Origin of the sequence: Amycolatopsis roodepoortensis (assembly GCF_014873915.1) — a bacterium.
In the GTDB taxonomy this organism is placed as follows: Bacteria; Actinomycetota; Actinomycetes; order Mycobacteriales; family Pseudonocardiaceae; genus Amycolatopsis; species Amycolatopsis roodepoortensis.
On record NZ_JADBEJ010000005.1, the window covers coordinates 2,173,313 to 2,193,466 of the forward strand.

The window sequence follows — 20,154 nt, forward strand, 5'->3', positions numbered from 1 at the left end:
ACTCACCCCCACTGTCCACATGGCGCGCAAGCTTGCGTCATCGATGCCGGTTTGGGAATACCCCGCGCCAGGTTCATCCGGTTTTCGCCCGACTTCCCATCTTTTCGACTGAGCTGAAAGGACGAACTTGCGGATTCCGCTGGCGGGAACAAAGCGAGTCTGCCTATAACACGGGAACTTTCGAGCCGGCACGACCTGCCGGCGCCTGGGGCAAGGGGACTCATGAATCGTGAAAACACAACGCGTGACGCTGCGAACACGATAGCGCACTCACCGCAGGGATTCGCCAGATGAGCTGGTCGATACCCGGACCCACACGGAGTGGACTCACCGTGGTCGTCCCGTGCTTCAACGAAGTCGACAACGTCGAGCCCTCCTACCGGGAGATCGTCGCCGAGTTGGGAAATCTCCCACTCGAACTGCTTTATGTCGACGATGGGAGCACCGACGGGACGCTGGACGTCATCCGGGCGCTCGCGCACACCGACCCTCGGGTGCGGTACGTGTCCTTCACCAGGAACTTCGGCTTCGAGGCGGCCTTTTCCGCCGGTTATCGGTACGCGGGGAAACCGTGGCTTCTGCACATCGACGCGGACCAGCAGTTTCCCGCTTCCGAAGCGGGGAAATTGATCACCGCGGCCGAGGCGGGCAACGACGCCGTTTTCGGTGTTCGCACCAATAGACAAGATCCCTTACCAAGGCGCTGGGGCACCGCCGCCTTCCATTTCCTCGGCCGCCGTGTGCTGCGTATCGAGATCCCGCCCGGCGCGACGGCGTTCCGCCTGGTGCGCACGGAGCTCGCGCGCAAGATCGTCGATCTCCGGCTCGGCACCCCGTACTTCCTCGCCACCGTGCCGAGGCTGACCAGCCGCTACACGACGGTCCAGGTGGCACACCGGGCCCGTGAACGCGGCGAGTCCAAAGTGGGCTTCGGTTTTCTTTCCTCGCACGCCATCGAGCTGTTCGTCGGCTTCACCCGGCGGCTGACGACGGTGGCTTCGAGTACGGCGATGCTGACCGCCGGGATCTCGGTACTCGCCGGGATCGCCGCCGCCACCGGGCTTCTCGGCTTGACCGCCGCTTCGGCGCTGACGTTCGTCCTGTTCTCCGTGCTGCTCGCGGTGCTCGCGCTGACCGTCCGCTACCTGGTCGTGGTCGGCGCGGGACAGCCGCGGCCACGGCAGTTCTACATCAGGGAGGCCAACTTCCCGGTCGACGAGGACGACCGGCTCTACGCCTCGGCCATGGCCGAGATCCATCCTGGGGAAAGGCAAGCGGGAGTGAAGAAAACCGAAGACACGGCGGCCGCACGAAGCCTGGTGATCCTGGGCGGTGCCGACGGTTCGGTCAGCACGTACCACCGGGCGCGGGAACTCGGTTTCCGCACGATCTGCGTGGACGTCCGCGCGAGCGCGCCCGCCGTGGCGCTGGCCGACGAGTTCGTCCAGGTCAGCGTCCGCGCGCCGGAGCAGATCGCGGCGGCGCTCGACGGACGGGACGACATCGCCGGGGTGCTCTGCCCCGCCAGCGACGTCGGGCTGCCCGCGCTCGCCTGGCTCACCCGGCACTGGGGCCTGCCGGACCCGCTGCCCGAGGCCGCCGTCGCCGCTTCGGTCGACAAGTCGGTCTTCCGGGAACTCTGTGACCGGCTGCGCCTGCCGACCTACCGCAGTGTCGGCGGGAAGCCGGGCCCGGATCTCGCGCTCGCCGCGCAGCAGCTGCGGTTCCCCACGCTGGTGAAGCCGGTCGACTCCTCCGGGAGCCGCGGTGTCGTCTCGTGCGCGAGCCCCGGTGGCCTGACCACCGCTTTCGCCGACTCGCTCGCGTTCTCACCCTCGGGCAAGCTCGTGGTGGAGGAACACCTCGACGGCTCGCACTACACGATCGAAGCGCTCGTGGTGGACGGCCGGATCGTGTTCCACGCGGTCACCCGCCGGACGTTGACCCCGCCGCCGTTCTTCGTGACGGCGTCCCATCTGCTGCCGGCCGGGCTGCCGCCGGTGGTGGACCGCGCGCTGCCCGTGATGCTGGCCGCGTTGTGCGGGGAACTCGGTTACCGCACCGGGCCGCTCACCCTCGACGCGGTCCTCGGCCGTGACGGGAAGTTCTACCTGATCGAGATGGGCGCCCGGATGGGCGGGAACGGTCTCGCCGAGGCGATCGAGCACAGCACCGGCGTGGACCTGATCGCCGCGGGGATCGCGGCCGCGACCGGCGACGAGGTCGTACTCTCGCCGCGCGACCCGCGGCCGACGCTCATCCACATCCTCGCCTCCGACCGCGGCGGCCGGATCGTGCGCATCGAAGGCGTGGACGAGGTCCGCGCCATGCCCGCGGTCCACAACCTGGAGCTGTTCGCGGAGCAGGACTCCTACGTCAAGCCGTACGAGCAGGCCGGCTACAAGATGGGGTACGCGGTGCTTTCGGCGCCGACCGTGCCCGAGGTGCTCGCGGCGGAGGACGAGTTGCGCGGCACGCTGAAGTTCCTGCTCGACGAGCAGGGGATGGCGGTACCGCTCCCTTGACCGGAACCTCGCTCACCGGTGACGGCACCGCGTCGATCGCGGCGCCGAAGCCGTCGATGACGCTCCGGCTGCTCGCCGGGCGTGGCGTCTTCCGGCTGGCGATCCAGGCGATGGGCCTGGTGCTGATCACCGCGTGGGGCGCGCACGACTACGGCCGGTTCGCCACCGCGCTCGGGCTGATGACCTGGCTCCACTTCGTGCCGTCCGCGGCGGAGAAGTCGGCGCTGAAATGCCTGCCCCGGCTGCGAATGACGCGGGACGCGGTCGCGGCGCTCGCCATCCGCGTCGCAGTCGTCCCGGTACTGGTGGTCCTGGCGGCGATGGCGGTCGCGCTGATCGTCGCGCCGGACTCGGACGCCGCGCTGTACCTGACGTCCGCGGGCTGGTCGATCTCCGGCGGCCTGCTGATGACGGTCTCCGGCCTGCACCGCTTCACCGGAAAGTCCACTTTGGACGCTCTGGCGTTCACCGCGGGCGCACTGGTGGTCGGCGCCGTGACGGTGGGCACCTGGTTCGTCCGCTGGTCGCCGTTGACCCACCTCGGCCTGTTGGTGGGCGGGATCCTGCTGATCCTCGGCTTCTCCGCGGCGCTGCTGCCGAGGAAGTGGCTGCGCGTCCACCGGATCGAGGGACACCGGCTCCTGCCCGCGTTCGGGCGGACCACCGTCCTGCTCGGGATGACCGAGGTGCTGGACGTACTCGCGACGTCGACCGTGTTCGGGGTGCTGGCGCTGGCGGGCCGGACCGTCGACAGTGGACCGTTCTACGTCGCGTTGCTGGCGAGCAGCGCGTTCTGCTCGCTGCTGTTCTACCAGCTCCGAGTACACCAGCCGTCAATTTCGGCGCGGCTGCGCGGAAGCGGGGCGGCGGCGGGCCGGGCACGCGCGGTCGAACTGCTCAAGCTGGTCGAACGAGGCTCGCTCGCGTTCCTCGGCCTGGTGGGCGTCGCCCTCGTGATCCCGGCCGCCCGCGCGGTGCTGACCGCTGAAAACACCGTCGGCGCGTACCTGGTCCTCGGCGTCTTCGTCCTGGCCGAGACGGTGCTGTTCGCCGTCCAGCTCTACGCGGGTTTCCTGATCGAGAACACCAACAGCAAGGTCCTCACGCTCACCGCGTCGACGTCGATCGCCGGCCTGGTCGCCACCCCGCTCGCCGCCATCGCACTCGTCCCGGCGATGGGGCCGGTCGGCGGGTTCGCCGCCCTCGTCTTCGCGATCGGCGCGCGGGCATTCGTCCTCCGGCGGCTGCTGCGCCGTCACCACCCCGAACTCTGAACGTCGCACTGGAGAAGGAAATGTACGTACTGGGAATCAGCAGGGTCCACGACTCGGCGGCCGCGCTCGTGCGCGACGGCGAGATCATCGCGTTCGCCGAAGAAGAACGCTTCACCCGCAAGAAGCACGACGGGGACTTCCCCGCGGAGGCGATCAAGTTCTGCCTGGAGCGCGGCGGGATCACCCTCGCCGACGTCGACCACGTCGCCTACTACTGGCAGCGCTGGCGCGAAGGCATCCACGCGGCGAAGGTGTTCGCGAAGTACTTCCCCGCGACACTGGAGGTCTTCCGCAACCAGAACGGCGACGAGGGCGGCTCCTCGGCGGGAATGGTGGAGACGTTCAAGACCGGTGGCGGCAAAGGCGTCGACGACTATCACGTCGGCGGCGCGGTGCTCGCGCACATCAAGCGGTCCTTCACCCTCGAACGCGACGTGAAGGAGGCCGTCGGCTGGACCGGCCCGACGAAGTTCAAGACGCATCTGGTCGACCACCACAAGGCGCACGCCGCCAGCGGGTACTTCATCTCGCCGTGGGAAGAGTCGGCGGTGCTCACCTTCGACGGGATCGGCAGCGACGGCACCGCGACCTATCTGGGCCACGGCAAGGGAAACCGGATCATCGACATCCGGCGGATCAAGTTCCCGCACTCGCTCGGCGCGATGTACGCCGGCGTCACCGGCTACCTCGGCTTCTACCCCACCCGTGACGAAGGCAAGATCATGGGGCTGGCGCCGCTGGGCAACGACACCTACGTCGACGCGTTCAAGCAGCTGATCCACCTCGACGACGACGGCGGTTACGAGCTCGACCTGAGCTTCTTCGGCCACCACCGCACCGGCAAGCACGTGATGTCGAAGAAGTTCACCGACCTGTTCGGCCCGGCGCGGCCCAAGACCCGGGTCACCGCGGAGAACCCGGTGCCGCAGCACTACTGCGACGTCGCCTACGCGTTGCAGGTCACCCTGGAGGAGGCCGGGCTGCACATCGCGCGCTGGCTGCAGCGGGAAACCGGATCGCGGCGGCTGTGCGTCGCGGGCGGTGTCGCACTGAACAGCGTGATGAACGGGCGGATCCTGCTGGAGACGCCGTTCGAGGACTTCTTCGCCCAGCCCGCGGCGGCCGACGACGGCTGCGCGCTCGGCTCGGCGCTGGAGGTGTCCGTCGGCAAGTACGGCAAGCCGCGCCCCCGCGACGGCTACACCTACACCGGCCCGGATTACACCGAGGCGGAGATGGAACTGGCGCTGCAGGACGCCGGGGTCCGCTACACCAAGGTCGACGACATCGCCGCGCACACGGCGAAGAAGATCTCCGAGGGCAAGATCATCGGCTGGGTACAGGGGCGAATGGAGTGCGGGCCGCGCGCGCTCGGCAACCGCTCGCTGGTGGCCGACCCGCGCGACCCCGACTCGAAGACGCGGATGAACGAGAAGGTCAAGCACCGCGAGGCGTTCCGGCCGTTCGCGCCGTCGTGCCTGGCGGAGCGCGCGGGCGACTGGTTCGTCAGCGACTATCCGTCGCCGGTCATGCTGCTGGTGTTCGACGTCCTGCCGGACAAACGCGACGAGGTCCCGGCCATCACCCACGTCGACGGCACCGCCCGCGTGCAGACGGTGACCGAATCGGACAACCCGCTGTACTACCGGATGATCAGCGAGTTCGAGAAGATCACCGGTGTGCCGATGGTGGTCAACACCTCGTTCAACGACAACAACGAACCGATCGTCGCCAGCCCGGCCGACGCGGTGGCCTGCTACCTGAAGACCGACGTCGACGCCCTCGCCCTCGGGCCGTTCTGGGCAGAGAAGGACGACCTGTGACCGCGACACTGCCCGAGACCGACGGCTGGGTTCCCGCGCTCTACCGGCGGCGGAAATGGCTGTGGCTGGTGCCCGCCGTCCCGGCCGTGGCGACCACGCTGCTGATCATGGTGATCCTGCCGCCGGACCAGACGCTGGACAACGTCGTCGACTGGGCGTTCAAACTGTGCCCGTTCGTGTTCGCGGTCGCCACGGTGGCTCTCTTCCCGCGGACGAAATGGGGCCCGGCGCTGATCGTGCTCGCGGTGTTCGTCTACATGTCCTATTTGGACACCGAGCTGATCATGCGGATCCAGGCGTTCGCCAGGAACGCCGCCACCGACGAGAACGCCTTCCAGCCGGTGTACCAGTTCGAGTTGTTCATCGTGACGTTCATCGTCCTGTTCGGGCTGATGGCGTACCGGCTGGGCGGCGGCCGGACGGCGAACGTGCTCAAGACCGGGATCGCGGCGATCCTCGTGGTGATCTCGGGCGCGAACGACCTGACGTTCTGGGCGCTCAACGACGTCTGGGCGGCCGGGACGAAGCCGACCGAGCTGAAGTGGGCTTCGCATATGATCGTGTTCCTCGGCGGGCCGCCGAGCGTTCCGGTCGCGGTGATGTTCATGCTGGTGCACCTGGTGCTGGCGGCGGTCGTGGTCGCGCTGCCGGTCGGCCGGTGGGTGGACCGGGCGCTGGGGTTCGCTTCGACCTCGCGCGAGGCATAGGTCAGTCGTGGCTTGGCCCGTCGGCCCCGTTATGCCGGCGCATGTCGCGAAAGCCACTTTCAGGACATTGGATGTCTCGAAAGTGGCTTTCGCGACGCCTTCGTCACCCGGGCCGCCATGTCGGCCAAGGAAGTTGCGAAAGCCACTTTCACAACCTTCAACGTTGCGAAAGTGGCTTTCGCAACACCTCCGTTCACGTGAGCCGGCGCACCAGACCGTCGGCCAGCAACCGCCCGCGATCGGTCAGCACCGCCCGACCCTGACCCTCCAAAGCGGACTGATCCAGCAGCCCTTCGGCAGCGGCGGCGCGGGCTTCGGCCCGGCCGTCGTCGTCGAGGGCGTCGAGCGGAAGTCCTTCGGACAGCCGGAGTTCCAGCATCACGCGTTCCAGGTGCCGGTCCTCGTCGGTCAGCAATTCGCGGCCGGCGGCGGGTGACTCCCCGGCGGCGAGGGACGCGGCGTAGCGGGCCGGGTGCTTGACGTTCCACCAGCGCACGCCGCCGACGTGGCTGTGCGCGCCGGGACCGGCGCCCCACCAGTCGCCACCGCGCCAGTAGCCGATGTTGTGCCGGCAGCGGGCTTCCTCCGAGGTCGCCCAGTTGGACACCTCGTACCAGCGCAGCCCCGCCGAGGCGAGGACGCGGTCGATCATCTCGTAGTCGGCGGCCAGCACGTCGTCGTCCGGCGCGGGCAGTTCACCGCGGCGGATGCGGCGGGCGAGCGCGGTGCCCTCTTCGACGATCAGCGCGTACGCCGAGACGTGGTCGACACCCGCGGCGAGCACCGCGTCCAGCGAAGCCTGGAGGTCTTCGGTCCGCTCCCCCGGCGTGCCATAGATGACGTCGAGGTTGACGTGTTCGAACCCCGCGGCGCGAGCCTCTTCGGCGGCCGCGACCGGACGGCCGGGAGTGTGCACGCGGTCGAGGATCTTCAGCACGTGCCGCGCGGCCGACTGCATCCCGAGCGAGATCCGGTTGTACCCGGCGTCGCGGATGCCCGCGAAGAACTCGGGCGAGGTGGACTCCGGGTTGGACTCGGTCGTCACCTCGGCGTCCGGCGCGAGGCCGAAGGTGTCACGGACAGCGTCGAGAACGCTTCGGAGCCCGTCCGCGCCGAGCAGGGACGGGGTGCCGCCGCCGACGAAGACGGTGTCGACCGCGGGCGGCTTCCCCAGCACGCGCGCGGCGAGGTCGAACTCGCGCTTGAGGCCTTCGAGCCAGGACTGCGGCGACGAACCGCTGTCCAGTTCGCCGGCGGTGTAGGTGTTGAAGTCGCAGTAGCCGCAGCGGGTCGCGCAGAAGGGGACGTGCACGTAGACACCGAACGGTCGCGTGCCGAGCCCTTCCAGCGCGCTCTCGGGGAGCGCGGACTCGACGGGCGTGGTGGTTTCGGGCAGCAACGCGGGCACACCCCAGTGTCCCCCACGCCGTGAAGGCCTCCTTCCCCGGGGAAAGAGGCCTTCACGAGACGGGTTATCTGTCGGCGATGCGCACCTTGACCGACGTGGAGCGGGTGCCGTCCTCGAACCGCACCCAGACGAGGGTCTCCATGCTCAGCGAGTAGTCGTTGACCACGTGGTCGACCGACCAGTCGCCGTAGCGGTCCGTGACGGCATCGCGGCTCATCGCGACCTCGACGAGCACCGTATGGGCCACATGCCCCCGGACGCCCGGCGAGCAGCCGACCGCCTCGAACCGGTACGAGTCACCCTTGTGCAGTACCGCCCCTTCGTCGGGCGAGATCAGCCTGCACCCCTGCTGAGCCCCGGAAGCGGTACCCGGGATCAGCAGGGACGCCAGCACCATCGCGGCGACCACCCATCGGCGCATGCGCAACTCCTCCGTCCTCTGTGGATCGGAGACCGAAGCTAGCGGCGAAGGCGGCCCCGCGCGGCCTCACTCACCCGAAGCGGTACTAGGCCAACCCGTTCGCGGCCAGCCACTCCGGCGACGGCGGGATCGCCTCGATGATGTCGATCAGGAAGCCGTTCAGGTCCTCGATGTAGAAGTGCCGCTGGCCGAACTCCTCGTCGACGAGTTCGGTGACGATCTTGACCCCCTCCGCGCGCAGCCGCTCGTACTCGGCCGCCGCGTCGGCGACCATGAAGCCGACCATGGAACCGGCCGCTTCCTGCGCCCGCCACGGCTCCGGCGTGGCCTTGTGACCACGCTTGGCGAAGCTCATCTCATAGCCGGGGACGCCGACGTTGAGGCTGGAGAACCAGTCGAGCTCGATCGTCACCGTCAGCTGCATGTGCCGCTTCCACCAGGCGGTGGTCTCGGCGATGTCGTCGACGAGCACACAGGCACCGAAACCGCTGAGTTGCATCTGGTGTTTCCTCCCGGTTGTTAACCACTTGATGCGTAGTACTATAGACATAGTGGTTTGACCGAGGCAAGGAGAATGTTCCGATGCGACAGAACCCGGAGCGCAGGACCGCGCTGACCGACGCCGCCATCACCGTCCTCGCCCGCGAGGGCGCCCGCGGGCTCACCTACCGCGCCGTGGACGTCGAAGCGGACGTCCCGCCGGGAACGACGTCGAACTACTTCCGCAACCGGGACCAGCTGCTCGGCGAAGTGGGCGTCCGCGTGCAGGAACGGTTGTCGGCCCCGGCCGACGTGATGGCGAACCCGCAGGCGGAATCGCCGTCCCACGACCGGGTCGGCGTCCTGCTCGGCGAGCTCATGGGGCGTCTGACCGCCCACCGCGAGCCCTACCTCGCCCTGCTCGAACTCCGGCTCGAAGCCACCCGGCGCCCGGATCTCTCGGCCGCGCTGACCAAGACCGTCCGCGAGGGCATCGACATGAGCGTCGACTGGCACGTCGCGGCTGGGATGCCCGGCGGGCGCGCCGAAGTGCTGCTGATGTACCTCGCGCTGACCGGGCTCACCGTCGAACGGCTGACCCTGCCGGAGGTGCTCGCGGACGTCACCGACGAAGACGTCATCCGGATCATCGTGGACCGCGTCCTGCCGTCGTGATGAGCGCGCGTTCTGCGTCACAATGCCCGGCGGCGAACCCGGGCTTGACCTTCCAGTCAGGACTCTGACCAGCAAAAACAGCCGAATCCGGACGGTGTTCCCAGTATTCGGACCGGCCTGGACCACATAGTGGGCGCGTGGCACGCTGAATCAATGACCCGCGCCGGAATCACCCTCGTGGCACGCCGCCACGTGGACCTCCGTCGTGTGGCGAGCGCGCTCTGTGCGACGAACCGCTGACTCCCCGCCACCACCACGATCTGCCGGAGGACTCCCATGTCGTCGCCCACGCGCGAGACCCCTGCCCGCACGCCCCGGGTGAAACAGAAACGGGGCGAGGGACAGTGGGCGCTGGGGTATCGCGAACCCCTGAACCCCAACGAGCGGTCCAAAAAGGACGACAATCCGCTCAACGTCCGTGCGCGGATCGAGAACATCTACGCCCGCGGCGGCTTCGACTCGATCGACCCTGGCGACCTCCGCGGCCGGTTCCGCTGGTTCGGTCTCTACACCCAGCGCAAACCGGGGATCGACGGCGGCCGCACCGCGACGCTGGAACCCGAAGAGCTCGACGACCGCTACTTCATGCTGCGGGTGCGGATCGACGGCGGCGCGCTGACCACCGGCCAGCTGGCCGTGCTCGCCGAGATCTCGCAGACCCACGCGCGCGACACCGCCGACATCACCGACCGCCAGAACATCCAGTACCACTGGATCCAGATCGAGGACGTCCCGGCGATCTGGGACAAACTCGAAAAGGCCGGGATGACCACGCTGGAGGCGTGCGGCGACAGCCCGCGCGTCATCCTCGGCTCCCCCGTCGCCGGTATCGCGGCCGACGAGATCATCGACGGCACCCCCGCGATCGACGAGATCAAACGCCGCTACATCGGCGACCCGCGCTACTCGAACCTGCCGCGCAAGTTCAAGACCGCGGTCTCCGGGCAGCAGGACGTCGCGCACGAGATCAACGACGTCGCCTTCGTCGGCGTGAACCACCCCGACCACGGCCCCGGCTTCGACGTCTGGGTCGGCGGCGGGCTGTCCACCAACCCGATGATCGGGCAGCGGCTGGGCGCCTGGGTCTCCCTCGACGAGGTCCCCGACGTGTGGGAAGGCGTGATCAGCGTCTTCCGCGACTACGGCTACCGGCGGCTCCGCGCTCGCGCCCGGATCAAGTTCCTGGTCAAGGACTGGGGCGCCGCGAAGTTCCGCCAGGTGCTGGAAGACGAGTACCTCAAGCGCAAGCTGACCGACGGCCCGGCGCCCGAGGTGCCCGCCGGCCAGATCGACCATGTCGGCGTGCACCCGCAGATCGACGGGAAGTTCTACGTCGGTGCCGCGCCGGTCGCGGGCCGGGTCTCCGGATCCACCCTGCTGGCGGTCGCCAAGGCCGCCGAGCGGGCCGGGTCGAACCGCGTCCGCCTGACCCCGCACCAGAAGCTCGTGGTCCTCGACGTCCCCGAGGCCGAGGTGAACGGGCTGAAGAGCGAGCTGTCCGAACTCGGCTTGGAGACCGAGCCTTCGCCGTGGCGCCGCGGGATCATGGCCTGCACCGGCCTGGAATTCTGCAAACTCGCGATCGTCGAGACCAAGGCCCGCGCGATCGAGCTGGTCACCGAACTGGAGAAGCGTCTCGCCGACATCCAGGCCGAGATCGAGAACCCGGTGACCGTGCACCTCAACGGCTGCCCCAACTCGTGCGCCCGCGTCCAGACTGCCGACATCGGCCTCAAGGGCCAGATCGTCACCGACGAGGACGGCAAGCAGGTCGAGGGCTTCCAGGTGCACCTCGGCGGCGGGCTCGGCCTGGACGCCGGGTTCGGCCGGAAACTGCGCGGGCACAAGGTGACCGCGTCCGAGCTGACCGCGTATGTCGAGCGGGTCGTGCGGGCGTACATCGCCGGCCGCGAACCCGGCGAGCGGTTCGCCCAGTGGGTCCTGCGGGCCGACGAGGGCGTCTTGCAATGACGGAGCGCGCGACCCCGTACTACTGCCCTTTCTGTGGCGATGAAGACCTGCGGCCGGAAGAGGGCGGCTCGTGGCTGTGCTCGGGCTGCCGCCGGGTCTTCACCGTGAAGTTCCTCGGACTGTCCTTTCCGGAGGTGTCGCAAGGATGACCGCCACTGCCGACTACAAGACCCTCGCCGAACGGGCTTCGAAGGAGCTCGCGGAGGCGACCGCGACCGAAGCCCTGCGCTGGACCGCGGAGACCTTCGGCGACGACTTCATCGTCGCGTCGAACATGCAGGACGCCGTCCTCATCGATCTGGCCACCCAGGTCAAACCCGACGTCGACGTGCTGTTCCTGCAGACCGGCTACCACTTCCCCGAGACCATCGGCACCCGTGACGCCGTGCAGGCGGTGTACCCGGGCGTGCGGATCGTCAACGCCGAGGCCGAACAGAGCGTCGCCGAACAGGACGCCGAGTACGGGCCGAAGCTGCACGAACGCGACCCGAACCAGTGCTGCCACCTGCGCAAGGTCGTGCCGCTGCGGAACACGCTCGCGAAGTACTCGGCGTGGGTGACCGGCGTCCGCCGCGTCGACGCGCCGACCCGCGCGAACACCCCCATCGTCACCTGGGACGACCGCAACGGGCTGGTGAAGATCAACCCGATCGCGCCGTGGTCCGACGACGAGTTCAGGGACTACATCGACGAGCACGGGATCCTCGAGAACCCGTTGGTGTCCATCGGCTATCTGTCGATCGGCTGCGCGCCGTGCACGGCGAAGGTCGCTCCGGGCCAGGACCCGCGCAGCGGCCGGTGGGCCGGGCAGGGCAAGACCGAGTGCGGTTTGCACGGGTGAGAAGGGACGACATGACCACGCTCGAACCAGTCGCCGCCGCGGCACAGGACAACCTGGCGGCCTTGGAATCCGAGGCCATCCACATCTTCCGCGAGGTGGCGGGCGAGTTCGACCGGCCGGTGATCCTGTTCTCCGGCGGCAAGGACTCGACGCTCCTGCTGCACCTGGCGATCAAGGCGTTCTGGCCCGCTCCGGTGCCGTTCCCGTTGCTGCACGTGGACACCGGGCACAACTTCGACGAGGTCATCGACTTCCGCGACCGTGTCGTCGAGCAGCACGGGTTGCGGCTGGTCGTGGCGAAGGTCCAGGACTGGATCGACGACGGCAGGCTCGAAGAGCGCGCCGACGGCATGCGCAACCCGCTGCAGACCACGCCGCTGCTCGACACGATCGCCGAGAACAAGTTCGACGCGGTCTTCGGCGGCGGGCGCCGCGACGAGGAGCGCGCTCGCGCCAAGGAGCGGATCTTCAGTCTGCGCAATGCTTTCGGCCAGTGGGAGCCGCGGCGGCAGCGCCCCGAACTGTGGAACCTCTACAACGGCCGCCACCGCCCCGGCGAGCAGGTCCGCGTCTTCCCGCTGTCCAACTGGACCGAGGCGGACGTCTGGAACTACATCGCGCGGGAGAAGGTCGAGCTGCCGTCGATCTACTACGCGCACCGGCGCGAGGTCTACCAGCGCGACGGCATGTGGCTGGCCGAAGGCCCGTGGGGCGGGCCGAGGCCGGACGAGGTCGTCAAGGAACTGACCGTGCGCTACCGGACCGTCGGCGACGGTTCGTGCACGGGCGCCATCGAATCGACCGCCGCCACGGTGGACGAGGTCATCGCCGAGGTCTCGGCCTCCCGGCTCACCGAACGCGGCGCCACCCGCGCCGACGACCGGATGTCGGAGGCGGCGATGGAAGACCGCAAGCGGGAAGGGTACTTCTGATGTCCAGCCTCCTCAGGCTCGCGACCGCGGGCAGTGTGGACGACGGGAAGTCGACCCTGGTCGGGCGGCTCCTGTACGACACCAAATCCGTCCTCGCCGACCAGCTGGACGCGGTCACCCGCGCCAGTGTCGACAAAGGACTGTCCACTCCGGACCTCTCCCTGCTCGTGGACGGCCTGCGCTCGGAACGCGAGCAGGGCATCACGATCGACGTGGCGTACCGGTACTTCGCGACTCCGAAGCGCAGTTTCGTGCTCGCGGACACACCGGGGCACGTGCAGTACACCCGGAACACGGTGACCGGGGCGTCCACCGCGCAGCTGGCCGTGCTGCTGGTCGACGCGCGCAAGGGCGTCATCGAGCAGACCCGCCGTCACGCCGCGGTGCTCGCGCTGCTGGGCGTCCCGAACCTGGTGCTGGCGGTCAACAAGATCGACCTCGTCGGCTACGACGAAGCGACGTTCACCGTGATCGCCGAGGAGTTCGCCGAGCACGCCGCTTCGCTGGGCTACGAGCGGGGTTCCGTGCTCGCGGTGCCGGTTTCGGCGCTGGTGGGCGACAACGTGGCGGAGAAGTCGGACAAGACCCCCTGGTACGCCGGCCCGACGCTGCTGGAGCACCTGGAAACCGTGCCCGTGGCGCCGGATCCGCACGATTCGGCGTTCCGGTTCCCGGTGCAGTACGTGATCCGGCCACGCACGGCCGACCACCCCGACTACCGCGGGTACGCGGGGCAGATCGCGGCGGGCACCGTCCGTCCGGGCGACGAGATCGTCGTACTGCCGCAGGGAATCCGCAGCCGGGTGGAAGCCATCGACACCGCCGACGGGCCGCTCGCCGAAGCCGGCGCCGGCACCTCGGTGACGCTGTTGCTCACCGACGACGTCGACATCTCGCGGGGCGACCTGATCGCCGCCGCGGACCGGCAGCCGACGGTGACCGACGAGATCACCGCGACCCTGTGCTGGCTGTCGGCCAAGGCGCTCAAACCGGGCGCGCGGGTACTGGTGAAGCACGGGACGCGGACGGTGCAGGCCCTCGTCGGCGAACTCCACGCGCGGTTCGACGAGCAGACGTTGTCCAGTGTGGACGATCCGGGCACGTTGGAGCTCAACGACATCGGCCGGGTCACGCTCCGGCTTGCCGAGGAGATCGGCGTCGACGACTACGGCGTCAGCCCGCGGACGGGCGCTTTCCTGGTCATCGACCCGAAGGACGGCGATACACTGGCGGCCGGACTCGTCGGCGAAAGGTTCGCATGACCCCACCGCTCCTCGCCGTCGCACACGGCAGCCGCGATCCGCGGTCCGCCGCGACCATCCGTGCCCTGCTGGACGTCTCCCGTGGGCTGGCGCCGGAAGTCGACATCCGTGAGTCCTTTTTGGATCTTTCGGAGCCGTTGCTCACCGACGCCCTGCGTGGCCTCTACACCGAGGGGCATCGCGAGGTCGTCGTGGTACCCCTGCTGCTCGGTGTCGCGTACCACGCCCGGGTCGACCTGCCCGCGCTGGTCGCCGAGGCGACCGCGGACTGTCCGGGCCTCGACGTGCGGGTTTCCGGGGTGCTGGGTATCGACCCGCTCATCGAGACGGTCGCGCTGGACCGGCTCACCGAGGCGGGAGCCGACCTGGACGACCCCGGCCTGGGCGTCCTGCTGGCCGGTGTCGGTTCGTCGAACGTCGCGGCGAACGACGCGGTCGCCGGGATCACCACCCGCTGGCAGCTGCGTCGAGGATTGCTCGCCACGCCGGCCTTCGCCAGCGCCGCGCAGCCGGACGTGCCCGCCGCCATCGCGCGGTTGCGGCTCAACGGCGCGCAGCGGCTCGCGGTCGCGGGCTGGTTCCTCGCGCCGGGGCTCCTGCCGGACCGGATCGCGTGCCTGGCCCGCGAAGCCGACCCGTCGGTGATCGTCGCCGGGCCGCTGGGCCCGGATCCGCGGATCGCCGGGCTCGTCCTGGACCGCTACGACGTCGCCGCCGCCCGGCTCGCCGCCTGATCGTTCATCGGCTCAGTAGCACGACCCCGTCCCGTACGGGCGCTTGATACCGATTTTCGGTGGGTTCCGTTCCCAGTTCCGTGACACCCCGCGTATGGGAACGGAGATTTCTTGACGAGTTACTTAACTTGCCGGTAACTCTCTAAACGCTGCGCAGCTCCCTCTCTCCCCATCGAACCCCCAGGTAGGTGGAACATGAAGGCTGCCATCCGTGCCCTGGTCTGTGCCTCGGCCGTGCTCGTCCCGCTCGCCGGTCTCGCCGCACCGGCTTCCGCGGCGACCACCGTCGTCTTCGACTGCGAGGCGAAGCCGCCGCTCGTCGGTAACAAGTACCTCAAGCTGAACCAGGACGCCGACGTCACCGCTCCGGCCACGGTCGCTCCCGGCGCCGCGCTCGACGTCGTCATCGACCCGGCGCCGAACACCGTCCCGGCCGAGGTCAGCGGCTACCAGGTCAAGAACATCAAGGACTTCTCCCTGAAGATCCCCATCCCGGCGAACTCGACCTGGGTCGGCGCCGACCTCGCCGGCGGCTCCGGCATCGGCTCGACCCCGCCGAAGATCACCGTCTCCGGCAGCGTCGCGACGCTGAGCTTCCCCGGCCCGATCGCGGGCGGTTCGACGTTCGAACTGCCGACCGTGACCGCCCATCTGACCGCGGGCTCGTCCGGCACCATCGAGACGAAACTGGGCGGGACCAGCTACAGCGACCCGGGCCTGACGTTCACCGCCGTGGTCAGCGCCGGTTTCGACGTCTCCGCCCCGACCACCTGTTTCCCGAACCCGAGCCCGACGTTCACCACGACGACGATCGGCTGACCCGTGCCTGCGCCACCGTCCTCGGGATGGTGGCGCAGGCCACTGCCCGGCCCGACTTCGCTCGTGCGAAGGTGGGGCATGGCTGACGAACTGGTGCACTACGACGTGGTGGGCGGCACCGCCACGATCACCCTGGACTCCCCGCACAACCGGAACGCGCTCTCCGCCCAGCTGCGGCGTGAACTGAGCGAATCGCTGGACAAGGCGAAGTCGGACGACGCGGTGCGGGTCATCGTGCTCACCCACACCGGCCCGGTGTTCTGTGCGGGCATGGATCTCAAGGAGGCCCGCGGCGCCGGTGCGGGCGCCCAGGGCGTCAACGAGTTCCCGAAGATCCTCGAACAGCTGTGGACCAGCCCCAAACCGGTCGTGGCGAAGCTGGCGGGCCCCGCGCGGGCGGGTGGGATCGGCATGGTGGCCGCGACCGACATCGCCGTGGCCGTCCACGAAGCGACCTTCGCCTTCTCCGAGGTGCGGATCGGTGTCGTCCCCGCCGTCATCTCGCTCACCGTGCTGCCACGGCTCAACGCCCGCGCCGCGCACGAGCTCTTCCTGACCGGTGACACCTTCGACGCGAAGCGCGCCGTCGAGATCGGCCTGCTGAACTCCGCCGTTACCGCCGACGAACTCGACGGCGAGGTCGCCCGCTACGTCAAGGCGCTCGCCCTCGGCGGACCGAAGGCGCTCGCGGCGACGAAGGAACTGCTCAGCAAGCCTCGCCCGGCGACGCCGTCCGAAGGCTTCGAGGCCATGAACAAGCTGTCCGCCGGATTCTTCGCGAGCGAAGAAGGACAGGAGGGCATCACGGCGTTCGCGCAGAAGCGCAAGCCGAACTGGGTTCCGGAGGCCTAGCCGGTGTCTCTCAAGGCGCGCGTGCCCGCACCCAATAAACCGACTCCGGTTTGAGAGACCCGCTCTAGTCCGGCAAGACGACAGTGAGGCGCCGGGAGTCCTTCCGGTCACCGGAGGGCCCCAGCGCCCGCTGCGCGTCGGACAGCACGCTCCGCACGGCCAGGTATGCCTTGGGATCGCGCTCCCTGAGACCCGAGGAGCCGGACCAGATCAGCACGTGCTCGCCGGCCGGGAGCCACGACAGGTCGGTGAGGCAGTCGTAGAGCGCGTCGAGGTTCTTCCCGAAGTAATCGGGGAACGACAACGCCGCCGCGATCGCGTCGAGCGTCGTGTCCTTGTCGACCGTCCGCGTGCCGTCGATCAGATGCGGGTACGCGCCGCGGGCGAACGCCTTGTCCGCCGCTTCCTTGCCCGCGCTCATCGGCTGGGATCCACGACGACGAAGGACTTGTAGTGGTCCTCGGTGTAGTACAGCTCCTTGCCGCCACCGGTCACCAGCCGCCTCGCCCCGCGATCAGGGCTGCCCGGCGTCTTGACCGTGTATTCCCGGTAGTAGCCGGAACCCTTGGCCGGCAGGACCTTCTCCCGGTTCTGGAAGGTGACGTCGTCGTTGCGCGGATACGGGTACGGCCCGCCCGCCTGGATGAGCTTCCAGGTGTCGGACGCCTGCGGGGGAAGCCCGGTGAGCGGTTTGACCGGGAGCCCGGACTCCGCCCCCGCGACCTTGCCCTTCGCGCCGCTCGCCGCGGCGTCGCCCGACGGCGCGGCCGAAGCGGACGAACTCGCCGGAGCGCTCTTCGTGTCGTCACCGCTGATGCCGTCCTTGACGAACCAGCCTGCGAGCACCAGCACGATCAGGCCGATCAGGGCGGCGGTGATCCGCCTACGGTTGAACATGGTGTGCCAGCTTAGGACGGCCGGTCGGAGTCGTTCGCATCGCGGGCCGTGCCGAAGAACCGGGCGAGCTTGCCGAACACCGTGTCGAGCACCAGGGCCGCGACCAGGCACAGCGGCACCACGACCGCCATGACCAGCACGAACTGCACGGGAAACGGGGCCTGCGCGAGCCATAGCTCGACGCCGTCCCACCAGTCTGCAAGCCCGTTGAACACGCTGTGAGCCTACGCTCGCGCCCGCTGCCACCACCGGTCAGGCCATGTAGGTTGCTGACATGTTCGCCGTTTACGCTTCCGAACCCAACGCCGAAAAGCCGCTGGACTCGCTCGTGATCGGCGAGCGACCCGAGCCCGACGTGCCCGAAGGCTGGGTGCGGGTCGGCATCAAGGCCGCCAGCCTCAACATGCACGACCTGTGGACGTTGCGCGGCGTCGGCATCAAACCCGAGCAATTCCCGATGATCCTGGGCTGCGACGGCGCGGGCACCCTCGACGACGGCACCGAGGTCGTCGTCCACTCGGTGATCAACGCCCCGGGCTGGCAGGGCGACGACACTCTCGACCCGAAGCGCACCCTGCTCACCGAGAAGTACCAAGGCACCTTCGCCGAGCAGGTCGTGGTTCCCGCGCGCAACGTCGTGCCGAAGCCGTCGAGCCTGACCTTCGCCGAAGCCGCGACCATGGGCACGGCGTGGCTGACCGCGTACCGGATGCTCTTCGTGAAGTCCGGGCTGCGGCCGGGACAGACGATGCTCGTGCAGGGCGCCTCCGGCGGCGTGTCGACCGCCCTCGTCCAGCTCGGGCGCGCGGCCGGGTTCCGGGTCTGGGTGACCGGGCGCAGCGAAGAAAAGCGTGCGCTGGCCGAGAGTCTGGGTGCACATCAGACCTTTGAGTCCGGCGCGAGGCTGCCGGAGCGGGTCGACGCCGTCTTCGAAACCGTCGGCAAGGCGACCTGGTCGCACTCGGTGAAGTCGCTCAAACCGGGCGGGATCATCGTCGTTTCGGGCTCCACCAGCGGCCCGGACGCTCACGCGGAGTTGCAGCGCGTGTTCTTTCTGCAACTGCGTATCGCGGGTTCGACCATGGGGACCAGGGACGAACTGAACGATCTCCTCGCCTACCTGGAGCTCACGGGGGTCCGTCCGCAGATCGGCACCGAGCTGCCGTTCTCCGAAGCCGAAACCGGGTTTAAGAACATGCTCGACGGGGAAACCTCCGGCAAGGTGGTCTTCACACATTCATCGGAGGGGTGAGCTCTCCCCCTCGCCGCGATGAAGCGCGCACATAGGCGCACGTCCGCGCGTTCCGCGCAGGTCAAACAGTCATTTCGCGGTCTTGTCAAGTGTCAAGAACGTTATGACTCGGGGAGCTTTTCACGACCAAAGTTCGACCAAAATCCGACCTCTCGCGGTTAGCCTTGAAGAATGACCGCATCGCAGCGGCCCGAACCGGCGGACCCCGGGGGCCGGACCAGCACCGACGCCGACCCGATCCGCGTCTCGTTCCGGCGCTACGCCGGTGTCCGCACCAGAGTGCTCGAGGTCGGGCCGCAGCCGGTGGAATCCACCGACCGTGCGCCCCGGCGGATGCTCGGCAAGCGGGCCGCCGCACGCGGGCAGGTCAAACCGACGGCGCCGAGGCTGGTGCTGCTGCACGGCTATTGCGACAGCGCCGACACCTGGCGCCCGGTTCTGGAGCTGCTCGCGGCCGCCGGTGTTCCGGCGGTCGCGGTCGATCTGCCCGGATTCGGTGACGCGCAGCCACTGCGGCCGGGCCCGATGCTCCCGCAGTTGGACGCGTTCACCGCGGCCGTGGTCAAGGAGCAGGCCGTACTCGGCACGGTGGTGCTCGCCGGCAACTCGCTCGGCGGCACGATGAGCCTCCGGGCCGCCGAGAACCACCGGCTGCCGGTCGCGGGCGTGGTGTCGATCGCCGCGCCCGGTTTCGTGGACAGCTGGCTCATCCGCACCGTGGCCCGGTATCCACTGCCGCTCCGGATGTACTCGGCCCTCCCACTCCCGATCCCCGGTTTCCTCGTGCGCGCCGTCGCCGAGCAGGTCGTCCCCCGGCTGCTGTACGCCGACTCCTCCCTCGCGGACGCTGCTCAGGTCCGCCGCTTCACGTCGCTGTTCCCGGACTACCGGTCCACCACCACCAGGCTCGAACAGGCGAGGCAGCTCGTCGAAGAGCTGGCGAACGCGTACCGGCTCGAGGAGGTCCGCATCCCGCTCCTGGTGGTCGTCTGCGGCAAGGACAAGCTGGTCAGCGCCGCCTCCGGACGCCAGCTGCACGCGCTGGTCCCGCACAGCAGGCTGATGGTGCGCGAGGACTGGGGCCACTGCCCGCAGCTGGACGACCCCGTCGAGATCTCCGAGCTGCTGACCTACTTCTCTGCCGGCGCGTCCAGGCCGTCGAAGATCGCCGCTCGCGTGGCCGCCGAAGTGAGCGAGGACACCGTCGCCGGATAGGTGCGAAGTCCCGACTCCCGCTACGGTGCCCTTCGGACTGTGACCCAGTCCGAAGGGCACAACCTG

Annotated in this window: 22 protein-coding genes and 2 pseudogenes; 18 read left to right on the forward strand and 6 right to left on the reverse strand. The window is 68.9% G+C overall.

Annotation, left to right across the window (positions count from 1 at the left end):
* Positions 1–290: 290 nt before the first annotated feature.
* The 6 genes and pseudogenes from H4W30_RS44765 to H4W30_RS29665 form a co-directional block, all read left to right on the forward strand.
* Positions 291–1,241: pseudogene (locus H4W30_RS44765) on the forward strand (glycosyltransferase family 2 protein); the annotation flags it as partial.
* 387 nt (positions 1,242–1,628) lie between these two features.
* Positions 1,629–2,207: pseudogene (locus tag H4W30_RS44770) on the forward strand (ATP-grasp domain-containing protein); the annotation flags it as partial.
* Positions 2,208–2,264: 57 nt separating this feature from the next.
* Positions 2,265–2,525: a hypothetical protein gene (locus H4W30_RS44775; protein ID WP_378234213.1), complete on the forward strand. Its 261-nt coding sequence runs from the start codon at positions 2,265–2,267 to the stop codon at positions 2,523–2,525.
* On the forward strand, positions 2,522–3,799 hold the full coding sequence (locus H4W30_RS29655) for a hypothetical protein (protein WP_192745808.1): 1,278 nt from the start codon (positions 2,522–2,524) through the stop codon (positions 3,797–3,799). The genes H4W30_RS44775 and H4W30_RS29655 overlap by 4 nt, the downstream gene beginning before the upstream one ends.
* A 20-nt stretch (positions 3,800–3,819) precedes the next feature.
* Complete coding sequence (locus H4W30_RS29660) at positions 3,820–5,622, forward strand: carbamoyltransferase family protein (RefSeq protein ID WP_192745809.1); 1,803 nt, start codon at positions 3,820–3,822, stop codon at positions 5,620–5,622.
* Positions 5,619–6,329: a hypothetical protein gene (locus tag H4W30_RS29665; protein ID WP_192745810.1), complete on the forward strand. Its 711-nt coding sequence runs from the start codon at positions 5,619–5,621 to the stop codon at positions 6,327–6,329. Before H4W30_RS29660 ends, H4W30_RS29665 begins: the two co-directional genes overlap by 4 nt.
* A 193-nt stretch (positions 6,330–6,522) precedes the next feature.
* On the opposite strand, the gene hemW is transcribed toward H4W30_RS29665, so the two are convergent.
* From hemW to H4W30_RS29680, 3 genes are all read right to left on the reverse strand, one after another.
* Entirely contained in the window at positions 6,523–7,737 is a 1,215-nt protein-coding gene (gene hemW, locus H4W30_RS29670) for a radical SAM family heme chaperone HemW (protein WP_192745811.1), read from the reverse strand.
* Between the two features lie 64 nt (positions 7,738–7,801).
* Positions 7,802–8,158 carry a hypothetical protein gene (locus H4W30_RS29675; protein WP_192745812.1) on the reverse strand — a complete coding sequence of 119 codons (357 nt, stop codon included), beginning with the start codon at positions 8,156–8,158 and terminating at the stop codon, positions 7,802–7,804.
* A gap of 85 nt (positions 8,159–8,243) precedes the next feature.
* Positions 8,244–8,657, reverse strand: a complete 414-nt coding sequence (locus H4W30_RS29680; RefSeq protein ID WP_192745813.1) for a VOC family protein — start codon at positions 8,655–8,657, stop codon at positions 8,244–8,246.
* Positions 8,658–8,740: 83 nt separating this feature from the next.
* Here H4W30_RS29680 and H4W30_RS29685 point away from each other — a divergent pair, with 83 nt between their 5' ends.
* From H4W30_RS29685 to H4W30_RS29725, 10 genes are all read left to right on the forward strand, one after another.
* The gene (locus tag H4W30_RS29685; RefSeq protein WP_192745814.1) at positions 8,741–9,313 is read left to right on the forward strand and encodes a TetR/AcrR family transcriptional regulator; all 573 of its coding nucleotides are present in this window, start codon (positions 8,741–8,743) and stop codon (positions 9,311–9,313) included.
* Between the two features lie 153 nt (positions 9,314–9,466).
* Entirely contained in the window at positions 9,467–9,553 is an 87-nt protein-coding gene (locus H4W30_RS44780) for a putative leader peptide (RefSeq protein ID WP_360907593.1), read from the forward strand.
* A gap of 36 nt (positions 9,554–9,589) precedes the next feature.
* Entirely contained in the window at positions 9,590–11,284 is a 1,695-nt protein-coding gene (locus H4W30_RS29690; protein WP_192745815.1) for a nitrite/sulfite reductase, read from the forward strand.
* Complete coding sequence (locus H4W30_RS29695; RefSeq protein WP_034316341.1) at positions 11,281–11,433, forward strand: eL43 family ribosomal protein; 153 nt, start codon at positions 11,281–11,283, stop codon at positions 11,431–11,433. Before H4W30_RS29690 ends, H4W30_RS29695 begins: the two co-directional genes overlap by 4 nt.
* Positions 11,430–12,125, forward strand: coding sequence for a phosphoadenylyl-sulfate reductase (locus H4W30_RS29700; RefSeq protein WP_192745816.1), 696 nt, complete (start codon positions 11,430–11,432; stop codon positions 12,123–12,125). The genes H4W30_RS29695 and H4W30_RS29700 overlap by 4 nt, the downstream gene beginning before the upstream one ends.
* Positions 12,126–12,136: 11 nt before the next feature.
* The gene (gene cysD, locus H4W30_RS29705) at positions 12,137–13,057 is read left to right on the forward strand and encodes a sulfate adenylyltransferase subunit CysD (RefSeq protein ID WP_034316337.1); all 921 of its coding nucleotides are present in this window, start codon (positions 12,137–12,139) and stop codon (positions 13,055–13,057) included.
* Complete coding sequence (locus H4W30_RS29710) at positions 13,057–14,319, forward strand: sulfate adenylyltransferase subunit 1 (protein ID WP_192745817.1); 1,263 nt, start codon at positions 13,057–13,059, stop codon at positions 14,317–14,319. Before cysD ends, H4W30_RS29710 begins: the two co-directional genes overlap by 1 nt.
* Positions 14,316–15,053: a sirohydrochlorin chelatase gene (locus H4W30_RS29715; protein WP_192745818.1), complete on the forward strand. Its 738-nt coding sequence runs from the start codon at positions 14,316–14,318 to the stop codon at positions 15,051–15,053. The genes H4W30_RS29710 and H4W30_RS29715 overlap by 4 nt, the downstream gene beginning before the upstream one ends.
* A gap of 195 nt (positions 15,054–15,248) precedes the next feature.
* On the forward strand, positions 15,249–15,872 hold the full coding sequence (locus H4W30_RS29720) for a cyclase (RefSeq protein WP_192745819.1): 624 nt from the start codon (positions 15,249–15,251) through the stop codon (positions 15,870–15,872).
* Between the two features lie 78 nt (positions 15,873–15,950).
* Complete coding sequence (locus H4W30_RS29725; RefSeq protein ID WP_192745820.1) at positions 15,951–16,724, forward strand: enoyl-CoA hydratase family protein; 774 nt, start codon at positions 15,951–15,953, stop codon at positions 16,722–16,724.
* A gap of 64 nt (positions 16,725–16,788) precedes the next feature.
* On the opposite strand, the gene H4W30_RS29730 is transcribed toward H4W30_RS29725, so the two are convergent.
* From H4W30_RS29730 to H4W30_RS29740, 3 genes are read right to left on the reverse strand one after another with little or no spacing between them, the layout of a single operon-like run.
* Positions 16,789–17,145, reverse strand: coding sequence for a barstar family protein (locus H4W30_RS29730; RefSeq protein WP_192745821.1), 357 nt, complete (start codon positions 17,143–17,145; stop codon positions 16,789–16,791).
* On the reverse strand, positions 17,142–17,621 hold the full coding sequence (locus H4W30_RS29735; protein ID WP_126729552.1) for a ribonuclease domain-containing protein: 480 nt from the start codon (positions 17,619–17,621) through the stop codon (positions 17,142–17,144). Before H4W30_RS29735 ends, H4W30_RS29730 begins: the two co-directional genes overlap by 4 nt.
* Before the next feature lie 11 nt (positions 17,622–17,632).
* Positions 17,633–17,836 carry a hypothetical protein gene (locus H4W30_RS29740; protein ID WP_126729554.1) on the reverse strand — a complete coding sequence of 68 codons (204 nt, stop codon included), beginning with the start codon at positions 17,834–17,836 and terminating at the stop codon, positions 17,633–17,635.
* A 59-nt stretch (positions 17,837–17,895) separates the two neighbouring features.
* Between H4W30_RS29740 and H4W30_RS29745 the strand changes: the two genes are divergently transcribed.
* Together H4W30_RS29745 and H4W30_RS29750 are read left to right on the forward strand one after the other, a co-directional pair.
* On the forward strand, positions 17,896–18,873 hold the full coding sequence (locus H4W30_RS29745) for a zinc-binding dehydrogenase (protein ID WP_192745822.1): 978 nt from the start codon (positions 17,896–17,898) through the stop codon (positions 18,871–18,873).
* 171 nt (positions 18,874–19,044) lie between these two features.
* The gene (locus tag H4W30_RS29750; protein ID WP_192745823.1) at positions 19,045–20,088 is read left to right on the forward strand and encodes an alpha/beta hydrolase; all 1,044 of its coding nucleotides are present in this window, start codon (positions 19,045–19,047) and stop codon (positions 20,086–20,088) included.
* The last annotated feature ends 66 nt before the right edge of the window (positions 20,089–20,154 follow it).

Bases quoted from the DNA above. Each gene is read 5' to 3' on its own strand.
- H4W30_RS29735 (WP_126729552.1), bottom strand. From the start codon at position 17,621: ATGTTCAACCGTAGGCGGATCACCGCCGCCCTGATCGGCCTGATCGTG.
- H4W30_RS29730 (WP_192745821.1), bottom strand. From the start codon at position 17,145: ATGAGCGCGGGCAAGGAAGCGGCGGACAAGGCGTTCGCCCGCGGCGCG.
- H4W30_RS29710 (WP_192745817.1), top strand. From the start codon at position 13,057: ATGTCCAGCCTCCTCAGGCTCGCGACCGCGGGCAGTGTGGACGACGGG.
- H4W30_RS29715 (WP_192745818.1), top strand. From the start codon at position 14,316: ATGACCCCACCGCTCCTCGCCGTCGCACACGGCAGCCGCGATCCGCGG.
- H4W30_RS44780 (WP_360907593.1), top strand. From the start codon at position 9,467: ATGACCCGCGCCGGAATCACCCTCGTGGCACGCCGCCACGTGGACCTC.
- H4W30_RS29725 (WP_192745820.1), top strand. From the start codon at position 15,951: ATGGCTGACGAACTGGTGCACTACGACGTGGTGGGCGGCACCGCCACG.
- H4W30_RS29745 (WP_192745822.1), top strand. From the start codon at position 17,896: ATGTTCGCCGTTTACGCTTCCGAACCCAACGCCGAAAAGCCGCTGGAC.
- H4W30_RS29675 (WP_192745812.1), bottom strand. From the start codon at position 8,158: ATGCGCCGATGGGTGGTCGCCGCGATGGTGCTGGCGTCCCTGCTGATC.
- H4W30_RS29750 (WP_192745823.1), top strand. From the start codon at position 19,045: ATGACCGCATCGCAGCGGCCCGAACCGGCGGACCCCGGGGGCCGGACC.
- H4W30_RS29680 (WP_192745813.1), bottom strand. From the start codon at position 8,657: ATGCAACTCAGCGGTTTCGGTGCCTGTGTGCTCGTCGACGACATCGCC.
- H4W30_RS29690 (WP_192745815.1), top strand. From the start codon at position 9,590: ATGTCGTCGCCCACGCGCGAGACCCCTGCCCGCACGCCCCGGGTGAAA.
- cysD (WP_034316337.1), top strand. From the start codon at position 12,137: ATGACCACGCTCGAACCAGTCGCCGCCGCGGCACAGGACAACCTGGCG.
- H4W30_RS29700 (WP_192745816.1), top strand. From the start codon at position 11,430: ATGACCGCCACTGCCGACTACAAGACCCTCGCCGAACGGGCTTCGAAG.
- H4W30_RS29660 (WP_192745809.1), top strand. From the start codon at position 3,820: ATGTACGTACTGGGAATCAGCAGGGTCCACGACTCGGCGGCCGCGCTC.
- H4W30_RS29685 (WP_192745814.1), top strand. From the start codon at position 8,741: ATGCGACAGAACCCGGAGCGCAGGACCGCGCTGACCGACGCCGCCATC.
- H4W30_RS29720 (WP_192745819.1), top strand. From the start codon at position 15,249: ATGAAGGCTGCCATCCGTGCCCTGGTCTGTGCCTCGGCCGTGCTCGTC.
- H4W30_RS29695 (WP_034316341.1), top strand. From the start codon at position 11,281: ATGACGGAGCGCGCGACCCCGTACTACTGCCCTTTCTGTGGCGATGAA.